General features: G+C 68.7%; 16 protein-coding genes. 3 read left to right on the plus strand and 13 right to left on the minus strand.

Translation table 11 applies throughout. The features are described 5' to 3' along the window. Window positions 1-134: 134 nt before the first annotated feature. Both HZS54_RS08540 and HZS54_RS08545 read left to right on the plus strand, forming a co-directional pair. On the plus strand, window positions 135-905 hold the full coding sequence (locus HZS54_RS08540) for a nucleotide-binding protein (RefSeq protein ID WP_179921885.1): 771 nt from the start codon (window positions 135-137) through the stop codon (window positions 903-905). Then, the gene (locus HZS54_RS08545; protein WP_179921887.1) at window positions 902-1,498 is read left to right on the plus strand and encodes a DUF8054 family protein; all 597 of its coding nucleotides are present in this window, start codon (window positions 902-904) and stop codon (window positions 1,496-1,498) included. The genes HZS54_RS08540 and HZS54_RS08545 overlap by 4 nt, the downstream gene beginning before the upstream one ends. On the opposite strand, the gene HZS54_RS08550 is transcribed toward HZS54_RS08545, so the two are convergent. From HZS54_RS08550 to HZS54_RS08605, 12 genes are all read right to left on the minus strand, one after another. Then, window positions 1,499-1,792 (minus strand): amphi-Trp domain-containing protein, encoded by a 294-nt coding sequence (locus HZS54_RS08550; RefSeq protein ID WP_179921889.1) that lies wholly within the window; start codon window positions 1,790-1,792, stop codon window positions 1,499-1,501. A 128-nt stretch (window positions 1,793-1,920) separates the two neighbouring features. Continuing rightward, on the minus strand, window positions 1,921-2,817 hold the full coding sequence (locus HZS54_RS08555) for a DUF7260 family protein (RefSeq protein ID WP_218927132.1): 897 nt from the start codon (window positions 2,815-2,817) through the stop codon (window positions 1,921-1,923). Then, on the minus strand, window positions 2,807-4,069 hold the full coding sequence (locus tag HZS54_RS08560) for an ABC transporter substrate-binding protein (RefSeq protein ID WP_179921891.1): 1,263 nt from the start codon (window positions 4,067-4,069) through the stop codon (window positions 2,807-2,809). Before HZS54_RS08560 ends, HZS54_RS08555 begins: the two co-directional genes overlap by 11 nt. Before the next feature lie 2 nt (window positions 4,070-4,071). Further along, window positions 4,072-5,397 (minus strand): ABC transporter substrate-binding protein, encoded by a 1,326-nt coding sequence (locus HZS54_RS08565; protein ID WP_179921893.1) that lies wholly within the window; start codon window positions 5,395-5,397, stop codon window positions 4,072-4,074. A gap of 2 nt (window positions 5,398-5,399) precedes the next feature. Further along, window positions 5,400-6,638: an ABC transporter substrate-binding protein gene (locus HZS54_RS08570; protein WP_179921895.1), complete on the minus strand. Its 1,239-nt coding sequence runs from the start codon at window positions 6,636-6,638 to the stop codon at window positions 5,400-5,402. Next, entirely contained in the window at window positions 6,635-7,870 is a 1,236-nt protein-coding gene (locus HZS54_RS08575) for an ABC transporter substrate-binding protein (RefSeq protein ID WP_179921897.1), read from the minus strand. The genes HZS54_RS08570 and HZS54_RS08575 overlap by 4 nt, the downstream gene beginning before the upstream one ends. Window positions 7,871-7,872: 2 nt before the next feature. After that, the gene (locus HZS54_RS08580; protein WP_179921899.1) at window positions 7,873-9,171 is read right to left on the minus strand and encodes an ABC transporter substrate-binding protein; all 1,299 of its coding nucleotides are present in this window, start codon (window positions 9,169-9,171) and stop codon (window positions 7,873-7,875) included. Between the two features lie 80 nt (window positions 9,172-9,251). Then, window positions 9,252-10,427, minus strand: coding sequence for a FecCD family ABC transporter permease (locus HZS54_RS08585; protein ID WP_179921901.1), 1,176 nt, complete (start codon window positions 10,425-10,427; stop codon window positions 9,252-9,254). Window positions 10,428-10,429: 2 nt separating this feature from the next. Continuing rightward, a complete protein-coding gene (locus HZS54_RS08590; protein ID WP_179921903.1) occupies window positions 10,430-11,416 on the minus strand; it encodes an FAD-dependent oxidoreductase in 987 nt (328 codons plus the stop codon). A 2-nt stretch (window positions 11,417-11,418) separates the two neighbouring features. Next, complete coding sequence (locus tag HZS54_RS08595) at window positions 11,419-12,681, minus strand: ABC transporter substrate-binding protein (protein WP_179921905.1); 1,263 nt, start codon at window positions 12,679-12,681, stop codon at window positions 11,419-11,421. 1 nt (window position 12,682) lies between these two features. After that, window positions 12,683-13,933 (minus strand): ABC transporter substrate-binding protein, encoded by a 1,251-nt coding sequence (locus HZS54_RS08600; protein WP_179921907.1) that lies wholly within the window; start codon window positions 13,931-13,933, stop codon window positions 12,683-12,685. 61 nt (window positions 13,934-13,994) lie between these two features. Then, on the minus strand, window positions 13,995-15,011 hold the full coding sequence (locus tag HZS54_RS08605) for a HEAT repeat domain-containing protein (protein WP_179921909.1): 1,017 nt from the start codon (window positions 15,009-15,011) through the stop codon (window positions 13,995-13,997). A gap of 236 nt (window positions 15,012-15,247) precedes the next feature. Here HZS54_RS08605 and HZS54_RS08610 point away from each other — a divergent pair, with 236 nt between their 5' ends. Beyond that, window positions 15,248-15,574: a NifU family protein gene (locus HZS54_RS08610; protein WP_179921911.1), complete on the plus strand. Its 327-nt coding sequence runs from the start codon at window positions 15,248-15,250 to the stop codon at window positions 15,572-15,574. Between the two features lie 51 nt (window positions 15,575-15,625). Here HZS54_RS08610 and HZS54_RS08615 read toward each other — a convergent pair whose 3' ends face one another. Further along, on the minus strand, window positions 15,626-16,402 hold the full coding sequence (locus HZS54_RS08615; protein ID WP_179921913.1) for a hypothetical protein: 777 nt from the start codon (window positions 16,400-16,402) through the stop codon (window positions 15,626-15,628). Window positions 16,403-16,436: the final 34 nt, after the last annotated feature.

Raw genomic sequence — 16,436 nt, forward strand, 5'->3', positions numbered from 1 at the left:
GAAGACGATGCCGTTGACCCGCATCCTCACACCACGACCGTGGCGGAATCGAAGTCTCCGAGGCGGTCCCGGCCGCCGCCCGGACCTGTCGCTCACACGAACGTTTTTAAGCCAGGGGGAACCACCCCGACGTGATGGTCGAGGCGTTCGCGGTCGCCAGCGGGAAAGGGGGGACCGGCAAGACCACGAGCACGCTCGCGCTGGGGATGGCGCTGGCCGAGGAGCACGACGTGACGGTCGTCGACGCCGACATGGGGATGGCGAACCTGCTCTTTCACGCCGGCCTCGCCGAAGTGGAGACGACGCTGCACGACGTGCTCGTCGACGGGGGCGCCCCGGTCGACGCCGCCGTCTACGAGCGCCACGGCATGCGCGTGGTCCCCTGCGGGACGAACCTCGCGGACTTCGAGGCGGCCGACCCCGCGCGCCTGCGCGAGGTCGTCGCGACGCTGGCCGCCGACACCGACGTGCTCCTGCTCGACTCGGCGGCCACCCTCTCCTCTCGCGCCGCGGTCCTCCCGGTCGTGCTCGCCGACCGGGTCGTCGTCGTCCTCGAACCCACGATCCCTGCGCTGTCAGACGGGCTGAAGGTCCAGGAGTACGCCACCTCCTACGGGACCGAGACGGCGGGGATCCTGTTCAACAAGGTCAGGGACGCGGACGCCATCGAGCGCATCGCGCCGAAGGCCGAGCGCTACTTCGAGGGGCCGACGCTGGCGACGGTGCCGGCCAGCGAGCGGGTGCGGGCGGCCCGCCGGAACGGCCGGCCGCTGCTCGCCCACGCCCCCGACAGCGAGCCCGCCGGCGCGTACCGCGAGGCCGCGGCGACGCTGTCGGTCCGCGACGGCGACTCGGGGGCGGTCGCGGACCGGTTCCGCAGCGCGGTCCTCCCCGAGTCACCATGAAGTTGCCCGAGGGCCGACTTCTCCGGTCGCGCGTCGTCGAAGACCCGCGGACGGTCCTCGTCGACGCGCTCGACCGCGAGCTCACGGGCTACGCGGTCTTCGAACCGCAGGACGCGCTCCTGCTCGAAGCGAGCGGCCGCGGCGTCGTCACCTTCCGCGCGGGCGTGCCGGTCGTCGCCTACCACACGGACACCGACCGCGCGGGGCCGCCGGCGCTCGCGGACCTGGCCGCGGAGGGACCGTATCGCCTGCGGCTGTTCGCGCTCGCGCCCGCCGACCTCGAAGCCGTCCACGACCGGCCGACGTTCCGGATCCCGCCCGGCATGGCCGCCGAACGGCTCGCCGGTGACCCGGCCCTGGCCGACCGGACTCGCGCGGCCGCGCCGCCCGACCGCCGGTCCGAGACGGCGGGGTCGCCGGGCGACCCCACCGACGCCGCGGCCGGCGACGACGATGTCGACAGCGACGAGCGCCAGCCGGGGGCGGTCGAGGCGTTCCTCGACGACGCCGAGAAGATCGAGGCGATCCGCGAGCAGGCCCGCGCGGAAGCCGCCGAGCGGGCCGACGAGTGGGGCTTCGACGACGTGGCCTGATCACTCGACGGCGGGCGCTTCCTCGTCGGGCCGGCCGGGGAGCTCCAGTTCGATCTCCAGTTCGGGGTCGTCGACGCCGTCGAAGTCGACCTCCAGCTCGACGGGCTCGCCGAACGCGAACGGCAGCTCCCACTCGTCGGTCGCGATCGTCAGTTCGTCGCCGTCCTGCAACTGTTCGCCGAGGTCGACCAGAAACGCGCCGGCCTCGCTCGCGTCGAGGCGGTAGGTCTGTTCGAACTCGCGCCCGTTCCTGATCGTCGTCCGTTCCGCGTCGGATTCGTCCGTGTCAGACATGATTGGTGACTTCGACCGCGTGTGTCTCCGTACCGGTACTCATCGAAGCCGTTTAGGCAAGCCTAAAGCAAAAAGGGTGCGGTTCCGCCCGGCCGGTGGTCGGGCGAGCGGCGGCCGCGGCTGGCCGGTCACGCCCGCCGGACGAGGTGGTCCCGGACCGCTCGCCGGCAGGACCGGCAGGTCTCGACGAGCCGGGCGACCGTCGACAGCACCGGGTAGTCGACCGGCAGCCCGTCGTAACAGAACGCGACGAGGTCGCGGTGGCGTACGCCGGCGTCTGGCGTCTGGTTCGTGGTCGCCGCCAGCGTCGACTGGCGCTCGCTCGCGAGTTCGTCGCACCGGTCCTCGAACCCCGCCAGCCGCCGGTGGCGCCGGGCCAGCGGGTCGAACCCGACCTCGCTCAGCGGCGTCTCGTCGGCCGCGGCGATCCACGCGGTCGCCGCCTCGACGAGCGCGACCGCCGACGAGAGCCCGTCGGCCTCCCGGTCGAGCGCCGCGAGCACGGTTTCGGTCTCGCCCGTCCGCGCCTCGACCGCGCCGAGGACGCCCCGTTTCACCGCCGGCGAGAACGTCGCCTCCGACGCCGGCGCGAGCGCCGCCGCGACCGTCTCGGGCAGCTCGGCGCGGAGCGTCGCCGTCAGCGGCTCCGGCTCGTCGACGTCCGCGACGCTGTGGGGGCGGACCGTCTCCGCGAAGGCGGTCCGGACCCGGCGACAGCGGTCGGGCGTCGAGGGCGCCCCGGCCCGCCCGACCCCGCCGGAGACCGCGACCCCCGGAGCGGCCGTCGGCCTCTCCGTCCCGATCTCGGCGACGCGGTCGGCGAACGCCTCGTAGGCGTCGGCCTTCGCGACGAAGGCGTCCCGTTCCGCCCGGACGCGCTCGCGGGCGCGATGGAGGTGGGTGTCACCCGTCGTGACTCGGTCCGGGTCGACCGGCTCGATCGGTCGCCACCCCGGCGAGTCGGGGTCGTCAGGCGAGTCGGCGCTGTCGGACGACTCGGGGTCGTCGCGCGAGTCAGATCTCACCGTCGACGATATCGCGGACGCGCTGGCGGTCGAACAGCCGGTGCTCGGCGGGCACGTCGGGGAACTGCTCGGCGTCGAACGCGCCGAACTCCTCGGGGTAGAGCTGCTGGGCTACCATCTCGGTCTGGAGGAGGTTCACCAGCGGCCCCTGCGATCCGAACGCGCCGGGGTAGACGTTGCCCTCCTCGACGGCGGTGAGTCGACTCGCGACCGAGTCCGATTCGAGGGGTTCGACGTACTGCTCGCGGAACGCCTCGGGGGAGAACCCCTCGCCGTCGCCGGTCGTCCCGATGCCCCAGTGGAAGACGAGGATCTCGGGGTCGACCTCCAAGAGTTGCTCGTAGTCGATGGTGCCGGCCTCGACAAGGTCCGCGGGGAACGCGCTGTCGACTCCGAGGTCCCGATACGGCTTCATCTCGACGCCCTCGACCCGCGTGTGCATCGGGTAGAACGTCCCTTCGTTCGGGTTCGACGCGCTGTTGACGAGCCCGACCTCGGGGCGGTCCTCGGCGGGCGGCAGCCGCGAGTCGATCTCCGCCTGCAGAGCGTCGTGGGTCGCGGCGAGCGCCTCGTAGCGCTCGCGCTCCCGAAAGAGATCGGCGAGTCGCTCCAGAGCCTCGTACAGCGAGTAGAGCCTGTAGTCGTGGAACTCCCGACGCCGGAGGATGTTGTTGCCGAAAAAGGGCGCGACGTTCTCGCGGATCTCCGCGGTGTCATCGCGGTCCCAGGCGTCGTCCCACCCCGTCTTGTGCATGTAGTTGGGGTCCATGAGGACCACGTCCGGGTCCCGGTCGTAGAACACCTCCTTGTCCCAGTCGGTCGCCGAGAGGCCCGTCGTCTCGGACTCGGGCGGCACGTCGAGCCCGAACGGCTCGAACAGGAACCCGGGGATCATGTTCGTCGCCGTCAGGAACCCGTCGCGCTGGCCGAGCGCGAACGCCATGTCCGCCCACTCGCCGTTGTTGACGATGTACGTTTCCGGGACCTTCTCGAACGACAGACAGCCGACGGGCTCGATGCAGGCCTCGTAACTGCCGGTCGCGGTCGACGGGCGCTCGGTCTCCGGCGACGCCGCCACCGTGTCGGATTCCGAATCCGGCGTCGGCGTGGCGGAGGCGCTCTCCGTGCCGTCGGTCGGCGTCGCATCACCGCCCGAACACCCCGCGAGCAGACCGCTCGCGAGGAGCGCCCCGCCGTACTGCAGACACGTTCGTCGCGTCGATGCGTCGGTCGGATCGGTGTCGTCGTTCATACTCAGATGTCTCCGTTGACGATGTCCGCAACGCGCTGGCGGTCGAACAGCTGCTCGTCGGTCGGCGTCTCGCCGAAGCCGTGCCACTCGCCGAACTCCTCCGGGTAGAGCTGTTTGGCGAGCATCTCCGTCTGAAAGAGATTGACGATCGGGCCCTGCGACCCCGTCCCGCCGGGGTAGAGCCGGCCGTCTTCGACCGCCGAGAGCTGCCGGCCGATATCGTCGTTCCGGAGCAGGTCGAGCGTCCCCTCGTAGGCCTCGGTGTTGCCGTAGACGTTCTGGCCGCCCAGCGCGTTGACCGCCTCCTGGAAGACGAGCACGTCGGGGTCGGCCTCGAGCAGCCCTTCGAAGCCGGTCTTCAGGTCGTAGTGACCCCCTTCGTCGGGATACATCCCGTCGAAGGCGTCGACGACGCCGAGGTCGCCGTACTGCTTGAGCTCGTGGGTCACGTCCAGCGCCGGGTTCGGGTCGGTGACGGCGAAGAAGCCGCGGCTCTCCGGGTTCGCGAACGCGTTCAACAGCCCGACCGTGGGCCGGTCCCCCTCGGGCGGCACCCGCGAGGTGACGTCCTCGATCGTCGTCTCGTAGAGGTCGACCATCGCCGCCGCGCGCTCCGCCTCCCCGAACAGGCGGCCGTACCGCTCGACGAACTCGGGGATCGAGTAGTAGTCGTAGGCCTCCCCGTCCGGCCAGTTAGGCCACCCCGAGGAGCGCTTCGACCGGCTCTCGTTCCCGAAGAAAGGTGCGACCTCCTCGCCGAGCGTCCGGACCGTCCCGGCGTCGAGCCCGTACCAGCCGATGTACCGGTTCGGGTCGGTTGCCAGCAGGTCGGGGTCGAGTTCGTAGAGCAACTCCTCGTCGACGCTGTATCCCTTCGAGACCGTGGCCGGGATCTCGGTCGTGTCGCGCATCGACACCTCCGGGAGCAGCTCGTAGAACCCCTGGTACCAGAATCCCGGCCGGGACATCCCGACGACGCTGTCGGCGTGGCCCAGCGCCGTCAGCACGTCGCCGACGAAGCCCCACCCGCTCACGACCGTCTCGGGCGGGTCGTCCAAGGCGATTTCGCCGACCGGCTCGATCGACGCGGCGTAGCTGGTCGGCGTCGCCGTCTCGGTGGCCGTCTCCGTCGGCGTGGGTTCGGGGGTCGGCGACGCTGTCGGCGTGTCGGTCACTCGGCCGTCGGGCCCATCGGTCGCCCCTTCGGTCCCGCCGCCGGTCGTACACCCGGCGACCACTCCGCTCGCTGCCAGCGCTCCCACGCGGCCGAGATATCCTCTGCGCGTCGTCGGTGTCCGTACGTCCGTCGAATCGGTGTCGTCGTTCATACTCAGATGTCTCCGTTGACGATGTCGGCGACGCGCTGGCGGTCGAACAGCTGTTCGTCACTCGTCACGTCGCCGAACTCCTCGGGGAACAGCTGTTTCGCCGCCCGCTCGGTGAGGAACAGGTTGTGGATCGGTCCCTGGTGGAGGTAGCCGCCGCGGTAGACGCGGCCGTTCTGCACCGCCGTCAGCTCGCTCCCGACGGGGTGGTCCGCCATGTACGCGAGGACGGTGTCGCGGAACTCGGCGGCGGACTTGCGCTCGTGGCCGCGGATCAGGAGCACGTCCGGGTCCACGGTGAGCAGGTTCTCGTAGTCGAGTTCGCCCCGGTTCTCCGTGCTGAGGTTCTCGATGCCGGTGCCGGCGAGCGCGTCGCCGACGCCCAGGTCGCGCCACTGCTTCTTGCTCGTCCCCTTGTCGGTCAGCCGGTACGGCGAGAACGTCTCGGGCTCCGTCGTGCCCTCGAAGGTAAGCATCACGCTCGGGCGCTCGCCGGCCGGCGGGAGCCGGGTCTGGACCCGGGTCAGGAAGTCGTCGTGCAGGGATTTCATCGCCTCGTAGCGCTCGCGCTCGTCGAACACCGTCGCGACCGTCTCGAAGGCCTCGTACAGCGAGTAGTAGCGGTAGTCGTGCCAGGCGTCCGACCGGCGGAAGATCAGGTTGCCGACGAACGGCCCGACGTTGTCTGCGACCTCCTCGATATCTCCCTGGTCCCAGTCGAACCAGTTCTTCAGCATCCCCGGGTCGTAGAGGTGGACGTCGCTGTCGAGTTCGTAGAACGCCTCTTTGGTCCGAACTTCGGGGTACTGCTCGATCGGCGTCGCGTCGACGCTCACGCCGGGTAACTCGTCGTAGACGTGCGTGTAGTAGCGGTCGGCGCCGCCGATGCCGGCCATCCCGTCCGCTCGCCCGAGCGCGACGCCCATGTCGGCGTACTCGCCGCAGTAGGCGATCCACCGCTCGGGCACCGCGTCGAAGGTCACCTCGCCGACCGGCGCCATCGTCACCGAGTACGACTCGCCGCCCATCGCGGTCGCCGTCCCGTTCGCGGTCGACTCGCGCCCGGTCGGCGTGTCCGACGGTGCGTCCGTCGCAGTCGACGTATCGCCGTCGTTCGCGGCGTCGGTCGGGGTCGACTCGCCGCCGGCACAGCCGGCGAGCAGCCCGCCGCCGACGACGGCGCCGTACTTCAGGTAGTCGCGCCGGGTCGGTGCGTCGCTCGGGCCGTCGCTCCCGTCGCTCATCCGTCGACCCCCTCGGTGACGATCCGCGCCAGCCGGTCGCGGTCAAACAGCTCGTCCCCGTCGAACGCCTCGGGGAAGTACCCCGTCGCGTAGCGTTCGATCATGAAGAGGTTGTGCAGCGGGCCGCTGTAGATGGGGCCGCCGCGGAACACCCGCCCCTCCTGCACGGCGGTGAGATTGCTGCCGACGGGGTGGTCGCGCATGTACGACAGCACCGAGTCCTCGAACTCCGCGCGGCTCTTGCCGCGGCGATGGTAGCGCAACAACAGCGAGTCGGGGTCGACCTCCAGCAGCGTCTCGTAGTCGATGGTACCGGTGTCGCTGGTCGAGAGGCCGTCGACGCCGGTCCCCGCGAAGGCGTCGGCCAGCCCCAGCGTCCGGAAGTGCTCCTTGTTGGCGCCGTTGCCCGACAGCCGATAGGGGGTGAACTCCTCGGGCTGCTCGCCGGCGAACACGAGCGCCGCGTTCGGCCGGTCGTCGGGCGCGGGGAGCCGCGACTGGACCGTCGCGACCAGTTCGTCGTGCATCGACCGGATCGCCTCGTATCGCTCGCGTTCCTGAACTACCTCGGCGACCCTCTCGAAGGCGTCATACAGCGAGTAGTAGCGGTAGTCGTGCCAGTCGTCCGTCCGTCGGAAGATGACGTTGCCGAGGAAGGGCGCGACGTTGTCACGGATCTCCGAGAGGTCCGAGTCGTCCCACGCCTGGAACCAGTCGGTCGGCGCGTGGGGGTCCATCAGGTGCAGATCGGCGTCCATCTCGTAGAACGGTTCTTTCGGGATCCCGTCGTTCCAGAGCTGGGTGAGTCCGTCCAGATCGACGGACACGCCGTCGAGCTCGTCGTAGTGGATCGTCTTGTAGCGGCCGCGGTACCAGATCGACTCGACCGCGTCGCCGTGACCCAGCGCGACCAGCATGTCGACGTAGTCCGCGGTGAACGGAGCGATCGACTCGGGCACCTCGTCGAATTCGACCGTTCCCACGGGCTCCATCGTCACCGAGTACGACTGGGCCGGCGTGGCCGTCGACGGGTCGCTCTCGGTCGACTCCTCGCTCGGGGTCGCCGTCGGGGTGGCCGTCGCTGCCGACTCCGAACCGCCGTCGTCGGTCGGGGTGGCGTTCCCGCCGGCACAGCCGGCGAGCAGCCCGCCGCCGACGACCGCGCCGTACTTCAGGTAGTCGCGCCGCGTCGGTGCGTCGGTCTCGCTCGTCTCGGTAGTGTCGCCGTTCATATTCAGATGTCTCCGTTGACGATGTCCGCGAGCCGCTCGCGGTCGAACAGCTGTTCGCTCTCCGAGAGCTGCCCGTAGCCGGGATACGGCCCGAACTCATCGGGGTAGAGCTGCTTGGCGGCCATCTCCGTCTGGAACATGTTGATGATCGGGCCCTGATACGGGGTGCCCCCGACGTACAGGTCGCCGTTCTCGACGGCGGTCACCTGGCTCCCGACGGGGTGGTCCGCCAGCACCTCCCGCTGCTGTCGAATGTAGTTCTCCCCCTGGAAATCGCGGTACGTGACGCCGAAGTTGAAGATGATGACGTCCGGGTCGTACTCCAGAAGCCCCTCGTAATCCACGATCACGGACGACTGGCCGTCGTAGGCGCCCTCGAACGCGTCGACGACGCCCAGGTCGCGATACTGTTTCTTCCCCCAGGTCTTCTCGACCGCCGACTTCGGGTTGTACACGACCCACCCGTCGCGGTTCTCAGGGTTGTACCGGCCGTTCACCAGCGCCAGCGACCGGCGCTCGCTCTCGGGGGGCACGCGCGAGCGAACGTCGTCGACGAACGGCTCGTAGAGGTCCAGCAACGCCTCGCCACGCTCCTCCTCGCCGAAGAGGGCGGCGTACTTCGGGACGTACTCCGGGAGGGAGAGGTAGGGGTACGGCTCGCCGACGGGCCAGTGGGTCCACCCCTCGAAGCGCTTGCGCCGGCTCTCGTTGCCGAACCAGGGGGCGACGTTCTCCCGGAGCTCCCGGGCCTCCGACCGGTCGAGCCCGTAGATCGCGATGAGGGGGTTCGGATCGACCGCCAGCAGGTCCGGGTCGAGCTCGTACAGCACCTCGAGGTCGGTGTCGCGCTCCTCGGTCGTGAACCGGGTGAGCTCGTCGGTCGCGGGCGCCGAGACACCGTCCAGGAAGTCGTAGAACCCGGTGTACCAGAACCCCGGGTCGGCCATCCCGACGGCGCCGTCGGCCTGCCCGAGCGCGGTCAGCACGTCCGCGGCGAACCCGAGACTGCCCACCCACGACGACGGCGGTTCGTCGAGCGTGAGCTCCCCGACCGGCGGCATGGTCGCGGTGTAGGACCTCGGTTCGGCGGCCGACTCCGTCGGCGTCTCCGTCGCCGTCGGACTCGCCGTCTCGGTCGGGTCCGTCGTCCGCGTCGGTGTCCCGGCGTCCGTCGAGCCGGGCCCGTCGCCGGTTCCATCGTCGCTCGAACAGCCGGCGACCAGACTGCCGCCGACGACCGCCCCGTATCGCAGGTAGTCACGTCGCGTCGGTGCGTCCGCGCCGTCAGTATCGTCTACCATGGTTTTAGGCGTGCCTAAAAAACGTAAATAGCTTTCGGATTTTAGGTCGGCCAAAAAAGAGTGAGGGTCGCGGCGGCCGGTCAGATCTCGCCCATCCGCTCCTGTTTGCGCATCAGGTAGAGGAAGTACGGCCCGCCGAGCAGGCCGGTGACGATGCCGACGGGCATCTGGCCGTCGCTGCCCAGCAGTATCGACAGGCCGAGGCGCGCGCCCACGTCGGCGGCGACCATCAGCGCGGGGCCGGCGAAGACGCAGCCGACGACGAGCCGCCGGTAGTCGCTGCCGACGACGTTGCGGACCATGTGCGGGACGATGAGGCCGACGAAACCGACGATGCCGGCCACCGCGATGCTCGCCGCCGCGGCCAGCACCGCGACCCCCGAGAGCGCGAAGCGGACTTTCTCGACGTTCATGCCCAGCGAGGAGGCGGTGTTCTCGCCCAGCAGGAGGACGTTCAGCTGGCGGGCGCTCGCCAGCGAGAGCCCGAGCGCCACGACGGTCCACGGCAGGGCCATCCGCACCTGCTCCCAGTCGGTCCCCGTCAGCGACCCGGTGGTCCAGGCGATGGCCGACTGGACGACGCCGATGTCGTCGGCGAAGAAAAAGAGGCCCGTCTGGAGGCTGCTGAACACGGTGCCGACGATGACCCCCGCCAGCACCAGCCGCACCGGTGAGGTGCCGTTCTTCCAGGCGATGACGTAGACGATCAGGAAGGCGCCGATCCCGCCCAGCGCGGCGATCACCGGCAGCAGCGACGAGATCCCCAGCACGAGCGTCCCGAAGACGTACGGGATCACGAGCGTCACGCCCGAGAAGACCACGAGCACGAGCAGGATCATCAGTCCCGCGCCCGAGGAGACGCCGAGGATGAACGGGCTCGCGAGTTCGTTCCGGGTGACGGCCTGGAAGATGGCGCCCGAGACGGCGAGGTTCGCGCCGACGAGGGCGGCGACCAGCACCCGCGGGAGGCGGATGTTCCAGACGATGAGGCTGCGCTGGTTCATCTCCGGCAGCTCCGTCCCCAGCAGGAACGCCCGCCAGGCCTCGGTGTTGAACAGCACGTTCGGGTCGAACACGGCCCCCCACGCCTCGACGAGCGTCATCGAGTAGGCGCCGAAGCTCACCTGGACCAGCCCGCCGGCGACGACGACCGCGAGGCTCCCGAGCGCGACCGACCACAGCGAGCCCGACAGCCGGTCGAGCACGCGCTGGGACCCCGACAGCGGTTCGGCCGTGCTGGCCGGTTCGCTCGCCATCGTCACTCACCGGCTTCCGCCGACTCCGCGTCGCTCTCGGCGGACTCGCCGTCGGCCGCCCGTTCGGCCTCGATCGCGCGGGCCCGTTCGAGGACGCGCTCGTCGTCGAGGTGTTCGAGCAGGCGGTCCTGGCCGCGCTCGCGGCGCCGCTCGATGGCCGCCTCGTCGATGTAGGAGTCGAGGCGCCGGTCGATCTCGGTCTCCCTGAGCGCCGCGAGTTCCTCGGAGTCGACGTCGTGGTCGTCGGGCACCCGGTCGTCGAACCACTCCGCCCAGCGCTCGCGGTCGCGCCACTCCTCGTCGAGTTCGGCCCGCTGGCGGACCCAGTCGTAGCGGTCGGCGAACTCGTCGGGGATGCCGAGGTCCCGTCGCGCGTCTCGGAGAAGCGTCCGCGCCGCCTGGGCGCCGCGGCCGGCCGCGACGACCGCCTGCGCGTCCGCGTCGGAGGGCGTGGCGACGTACAGTCCGTCGATCGGCGTCGAACCGTCCGCGTCGGGGTAGCCCTTGTCGAAGTGTTCGTGCTCCTCGCCGTCGTGCTCGTGGGTCTCGAACATCGCGTCGCCGCCGAGCGGGCGGAGGTACTCGCCGTCGTAGCGCGTGGCCGCTATCACCCGTTCGGCCGTCACCGGCTCGCCCTCCTGTGGCTCGACGACGAAGCCGCCGGAGGTCTCCGACCCACCGCCGCCCGCCTCGGAGCCGTCGACCCGCTCGACGGACTCGACGAGGTCGTCGCGGATCGTCGCACCCGCCTCCGCGACGTGGTCGTGGATCAGCTCGTAGAACGTCTCGATGTCGACGCCCGCCGGGAAGCCGAGGTAGTTCTCCAGGTGGGCACACCGCTGGATCGACGAGCGCCCGCGGTCGAAGACGAGCGTGTCGAGGCCGTACCGGGCGGTGAACACGGCCGCCGACGCGCCCGCCGGCCCGCCGCCGACGACGACCACGTCGCGGTCGTACTCGCGCGTCGTTTCGGAGTCCGTATCGCTCACGGTCAGATCTCCCCGTTGACGATGTCCGCGACGCGCTGGCGGTCGAACAGCGTGAGTTCTTCTTCCCGAAGCGTCTCCATCCCGTTCCACTCGCCGAAGGCCTCGGGATAGAACTGCCTCGCGGCCGCCTCCGTCTGGAAGAGGTTGATCACCGGCCCCTGGTAGGAGGTGCCACCACGGTAGAGCCGGTCGTTCTGGACGGCCGAAAGCTGACTGCCGACCGAATCCTCACGCATCGTCTGCATCTTGGACTCGAACTCCTCGGTCGAGACGTGCGAGAAGCCATACTGGAACACGATGGCGTCGGGGTCGACCTCGAGCATCTGCTCGTAGTCGAACTGGCCGTAGCTCCCCTCGATGTGGTCGTCGAACGCGCCGCGCATCCCGAGGTCGCGGTACTGCTTGTGATTGTTGCCGTCCTGGACGGGATAGGTGTAGAACGTGGCCTCCTCGAATTTCGAGTTGACGGAGACGAGGCCGACGGTCGGCCGCTCCGCCGACGGCGGCAACGTCTCCTCGATGGTCGCCTGAATCTCGTCGTGGATGGACGCGAGTGCCTCGTACCGCTCTCGCTCGTCGAAGGCGTCTGCGACCTTCTCGAAGGCGTCGTACAGCGAGTAGTACTGATAGTCGTGCCAGTCGTCGCCGCGTCGCCGGATGTAGTTGCCGAGGAACGGACTGACCCCGGTAGCTATCTCCTCGATCTCGTCCTCGCCCCAGTCGTCGGCCAGGACGCCGAGCCAGTTGGGGTCGAACAGGTGGACATCAGCGTCCAGTTCGTAGAATATCTCCTTGTCGAACTGGCCCCCACCGGAGATCGGCGCGACGTCTTCGAAGGAAACGTCGACGTCTGGCAGCGCGTCGTAGAACACGTTCGGCATGCCTTCGGGATCCCACAGACCCTGGAGGCTATCGGCCTTGCCCAGGGCGATGCCCATATCACCGTACGTGCTGAGGTAGCTCACCCAGTTCTCGGGCGACTCGTCGAACTCGACGGTTCCCATCGGTTCCATCGTTACCGAGTAACTGGTGTCTTCGGTGTCAGCTTCTGTCCCCGTCTCGGCCGCCTCCGGCGTCGGCGTTTCGTCCGATTCCGGCGTCGTCGTCGGCGTTCCCGCGCCCGTCGACCCGTCGTCGCCGTCCGGCCCGCTGTCACCCGCACAACCCGCGAGCAGGCCGCCGCCGACGAGCGCGCCGCCGTATTTCACGTACTCTCGCCGCGTCGGTGCCTCGTTTCCCCTCGTGTCACTGCTGTCGTCGGGCATCTCAGAACTCCCCGTTGATCACGTCGGCGACCCGCTGATGGTCGAACAGCTGTGCGTCCTCGTCCTGTAGCGTCTCGAGTCCGTTCCACTCGCCGAACTGCTCGGGGTAGAACTGCTTGGCCGCGACCTCCGTCTGGAGGAGGTTGAGGATCGGTCCCTGATACGACGTCCCGCCCCGATACAGTCGTCCGTTCTCGACCGCGGTGAGCCGCTCACCGACCGGGTGGGACCGAAGCCCGTCGATTCGCTCTTCGAACTCGGACGCGGAGAGTTCGTAGGCGTACGGGAAGACCAGGATCTCCGGGTCGGCTTCGAGCAACTGCTCGTAATCCCAGCTGGCGTAACTCCCGTCGATGTACTCGCCGAACCCGTCGCCTACCCCGAGGTCCTGGTACTGCTTCTTCCCGTTCCCGTCGCCGATCGGGTACGCGTCCAGCGACCCGTTCGGGAAGTCCGAGTACGCCGAGACGAGACCGATCTGCGGTCGCTCCCCCGCCGGGGGCAGGTCCTCTTCGAGGTCGGCGACGAATTCGTCGTGAACCGCCTCGATCGCCTCGTACCGTTCCCGTTCCTGAAACACCTCGGCGATCTTCTCGAACGCCTCGTACAGCGAGTACGTCGGGTATTCACGCCAGTCCCCCCCGCTGCGGCGGATGTAGTTCCCGATCACCGGTCCGACGTTCCCCGCGACTTCGTCGAAATCCTCGGTCGTGATGCTGTCGTGTTTGAGGCTGGCGAACTCCGAATCGACCAGGTACGCGTCGGCGTCGATCTCGTAGAGGGCTTCCTTGCCGAACCCGCTCTTGAAGAGCTGCTGGACGCCGTCGAGGGACACGTCGACGCCCGGGAGCGCGTCGTAGAACTGGGTCGTCCAGCTGTCCCGATACACGAGCGCCTGCAGCCCGTCGAGCTGGCCGAGGGCGAGCCCCATGTCCCCGTAGGTGCTGTAATATGCCATCCACGTCTCGGGGACGGAATCGAACTCGACCGCACCGGCCGGCGCCATCGTCACCGAGTACGACTCGGACTCGGGCGTCGCGGTCTCGGTCGGCGTCGCCGTGGGCGTGTTCGGCTCCGGCGTGGGAGTCGGCGTCCCGGCGTCCGTCGCACCGGCGTCCGTCGACCCGTCGCCGCCGTCCGACCCGCTGTCACCCGAACAGCCCGCGATCAGGCCGCCGCCGACGATGGTGCCGCCGTACGTCAGGTAGTCACGCCGCGTCGGTTCCGCTGGCTCGTCGACATCCTTTGCCATGGTTTTAGGCTCGCCAAAAACGTATATATCAGTTCCGGATTTTAGGCGAGCCAAAAACGGATCAGCGCGGTGCGCCACAGCGCGGACACATCGGCGGCCCCTGGTCGGGCAGTTCGAGGCCGCAGTGGGGGCACTCGCCGTCGGCGTCCGGCGACCGCATCGCTTCGACGGCCGGCTCGGTCGTCTCGCGGATCGACTCGAGCGTGCCGACCGCCTCGACCGTCGACGCCTCGTCGGCGGCGCCCTCGCCGTCGACGCGGGCCGCGAGCGCGCGCATCCGCCGAGCGGCGAATTCGTCGCCGTCGTCCGCGTCGGGATCGGTCGGCTCCGGGACGGCCGGGGGCGACGCGTCGGGGTCGGCCGCGACGAGCGACGCCAGCGCCTCCGCCGCGCGCCCGCGAACGTGCGGGTCGGAGTCGTCCAGCCGCGCGGCCAGGGGGCCGCTCGCGTCGCCCAGCCGCGCCGGGTGCGTCGACCCGACGGCGGCCAGCGCCGTACAGAGGTGATACCTGACGAACTCGCTATCGTCGTCGAGGTGTTCGGCGAGGCGTCCGACGAGGTGGCGGAGCCGGTCGGGGTCGCCCAGCGCCACGAACGCCAGCGCCTTGGCGAGTTTCTCGGTGACCTCCGGTTCGTCGAACGCCAGCCCGATCCGCAGGTCCGCCAGCACGTCCGGCGAGGCGACCGCGTCGGGGTGCTCCAGGGCGACGTAGCCGAGCGCTTCCGCCGACCGCGCCCGGACGTAGTAGAACTCCTCGTCGTCGGCCAGCCGCTCGGCCAGCGCCTCGACGACCGGGACGACGGCCGCCGGCTCGGCGCCGGCGACCGCGACGAACAACTTCGCGGTCGTCAGCCGGACCGGCCGCTCGTCGTCGGTCAGGAACGGTACCAGCGCCGCGGCGAGCCCGCCGAACCGGCCGGGCCGTTCGTCGGCCAGCGCCCGCAGCTCCCGGAGCGCGTCCGTCCGCCGCTCGGTCGGTGCCGCCCCGAGCGCGTCCAGCGCCGCCCGCGCGTCTTCGGTCGCACCGTCCTCGGTCGCCGCCACGACGCGGTCGGCCGCCGACGAGTCCTCGTTCATCCTTCACGTCCCGTATCGCGGGAGCCCCACAAACCGCTTGCGCTCGCCGCACACCCCTTCGACTCCTGGGCTCCCACTCGTCGCTCACCGGGTTTTAGGCCGGGCGAAAAATACCAGACTGGAATACAGAGTTTCGGCGAGCCCAAAAATATGCGCGTCATAGACCTCGAATCCGTCGATTTTAGGCACTCCTAAACGCACAGATTTATGATATGTGGGTTCGAAGGTGGACGTGTATGAGCGCCGAAGGACTCGAACGGCAGACGCGGAACTACCTCAGCAACAACGTCCCGCAGATCCAGCAACACGGCGGGAACTTCGAAGTGCGCGACGTCGACGAGGCGTCGGGGTCGGCGACGGTCGCCATCGGCGGCGCCTGCTCGGGCTGTGGCATCGCGCCGATGACGATGAAGGCCATCGAGGAACGGCTCCCCGCGAGCGTCGACGGCCTGGAGGACGTTGAGGTCGTCCGCGCCGGTGGCCCGCGCGCGGCTGTGATGCCCTCGAAGACCGACGAGATGGACGAGATGGACGAGTACGAGGACTACAGCCCGCCGTTCTAGACGGTCCCGTTCGACACCGTCGCCGTCCGTGTCGACCGAGTAGCGGGCGGATCAGTACCGGATCTCGATATAGGAGTCGTCGAGCGCTTCGGGCACGTACTCGCGGTCGATCTCCGGGTCGAGTCCGTGCATCAGCGCGAACGTGTATATCGCAGCGGCCGGCCGGCAGACGAGTGCGCTGGCTTTCGGCGACCCGATGTCGTTCTCTTTCTCGTGCAGGGGGATCATGTCTGCGATGCCATCCGCGATTTGTTCGTTATCTTCGTTCACGATCCCTTCGATTGCAGAGGCGGTTCCTCGATCTTGCAGTGCAGCCGTCTCGCCAAATACGTCTGCATACTCCACGAGGTCTTTGAGGTGACGCTGATACTCCATATCCGTTCGAATACACTTGGAGAGCGTGAGAACGAGGTCATACCACGAGCGTGTCCCGTGATACTCTTCTGGATACGCCTCCGGAATTTCGAGGGCGGCGTTCGTGGCGTTCTGTATCGTTTCCTCGTCCTGCGAGAGTATCGACGAGAACATCGCCTTCTGGACTTTCAGAGGTTCGTTTTCCCACGTCTCAGACCCACCCTCGTGGGTGTACTGACGATACTGTTCGACAGACTTGATTTTGTGTGCTGCAGACGAACCAAACCACTTCTTCGACTGAGAGCGATCGCCTAAGACGAGATAGAATACAGCGATAGATTGCTCCCTCATTGCGAGACTATTGTATTTTTGTCGTAGATTCTCCTCAGAGTTTTTGATCGCTTCGAGTTTTTGATCCACACTGGATATGCTCCACTCCAGATTTTCACGAATCCGCTCTTCCATATCAGTCATGACGTGATCACTCTCTCCAGTTTGACGATGTGGG

Source organism: Halosimplex pelagicum, from assembly GCF_013415905.1.
GTDB classification, from domain to species: domain Archaea; phylum Halobacteriota; class Halobacteria; order Halobacteriales; family Haloarculaceae; genus Halosimplex; species Halosimplex pelagicum.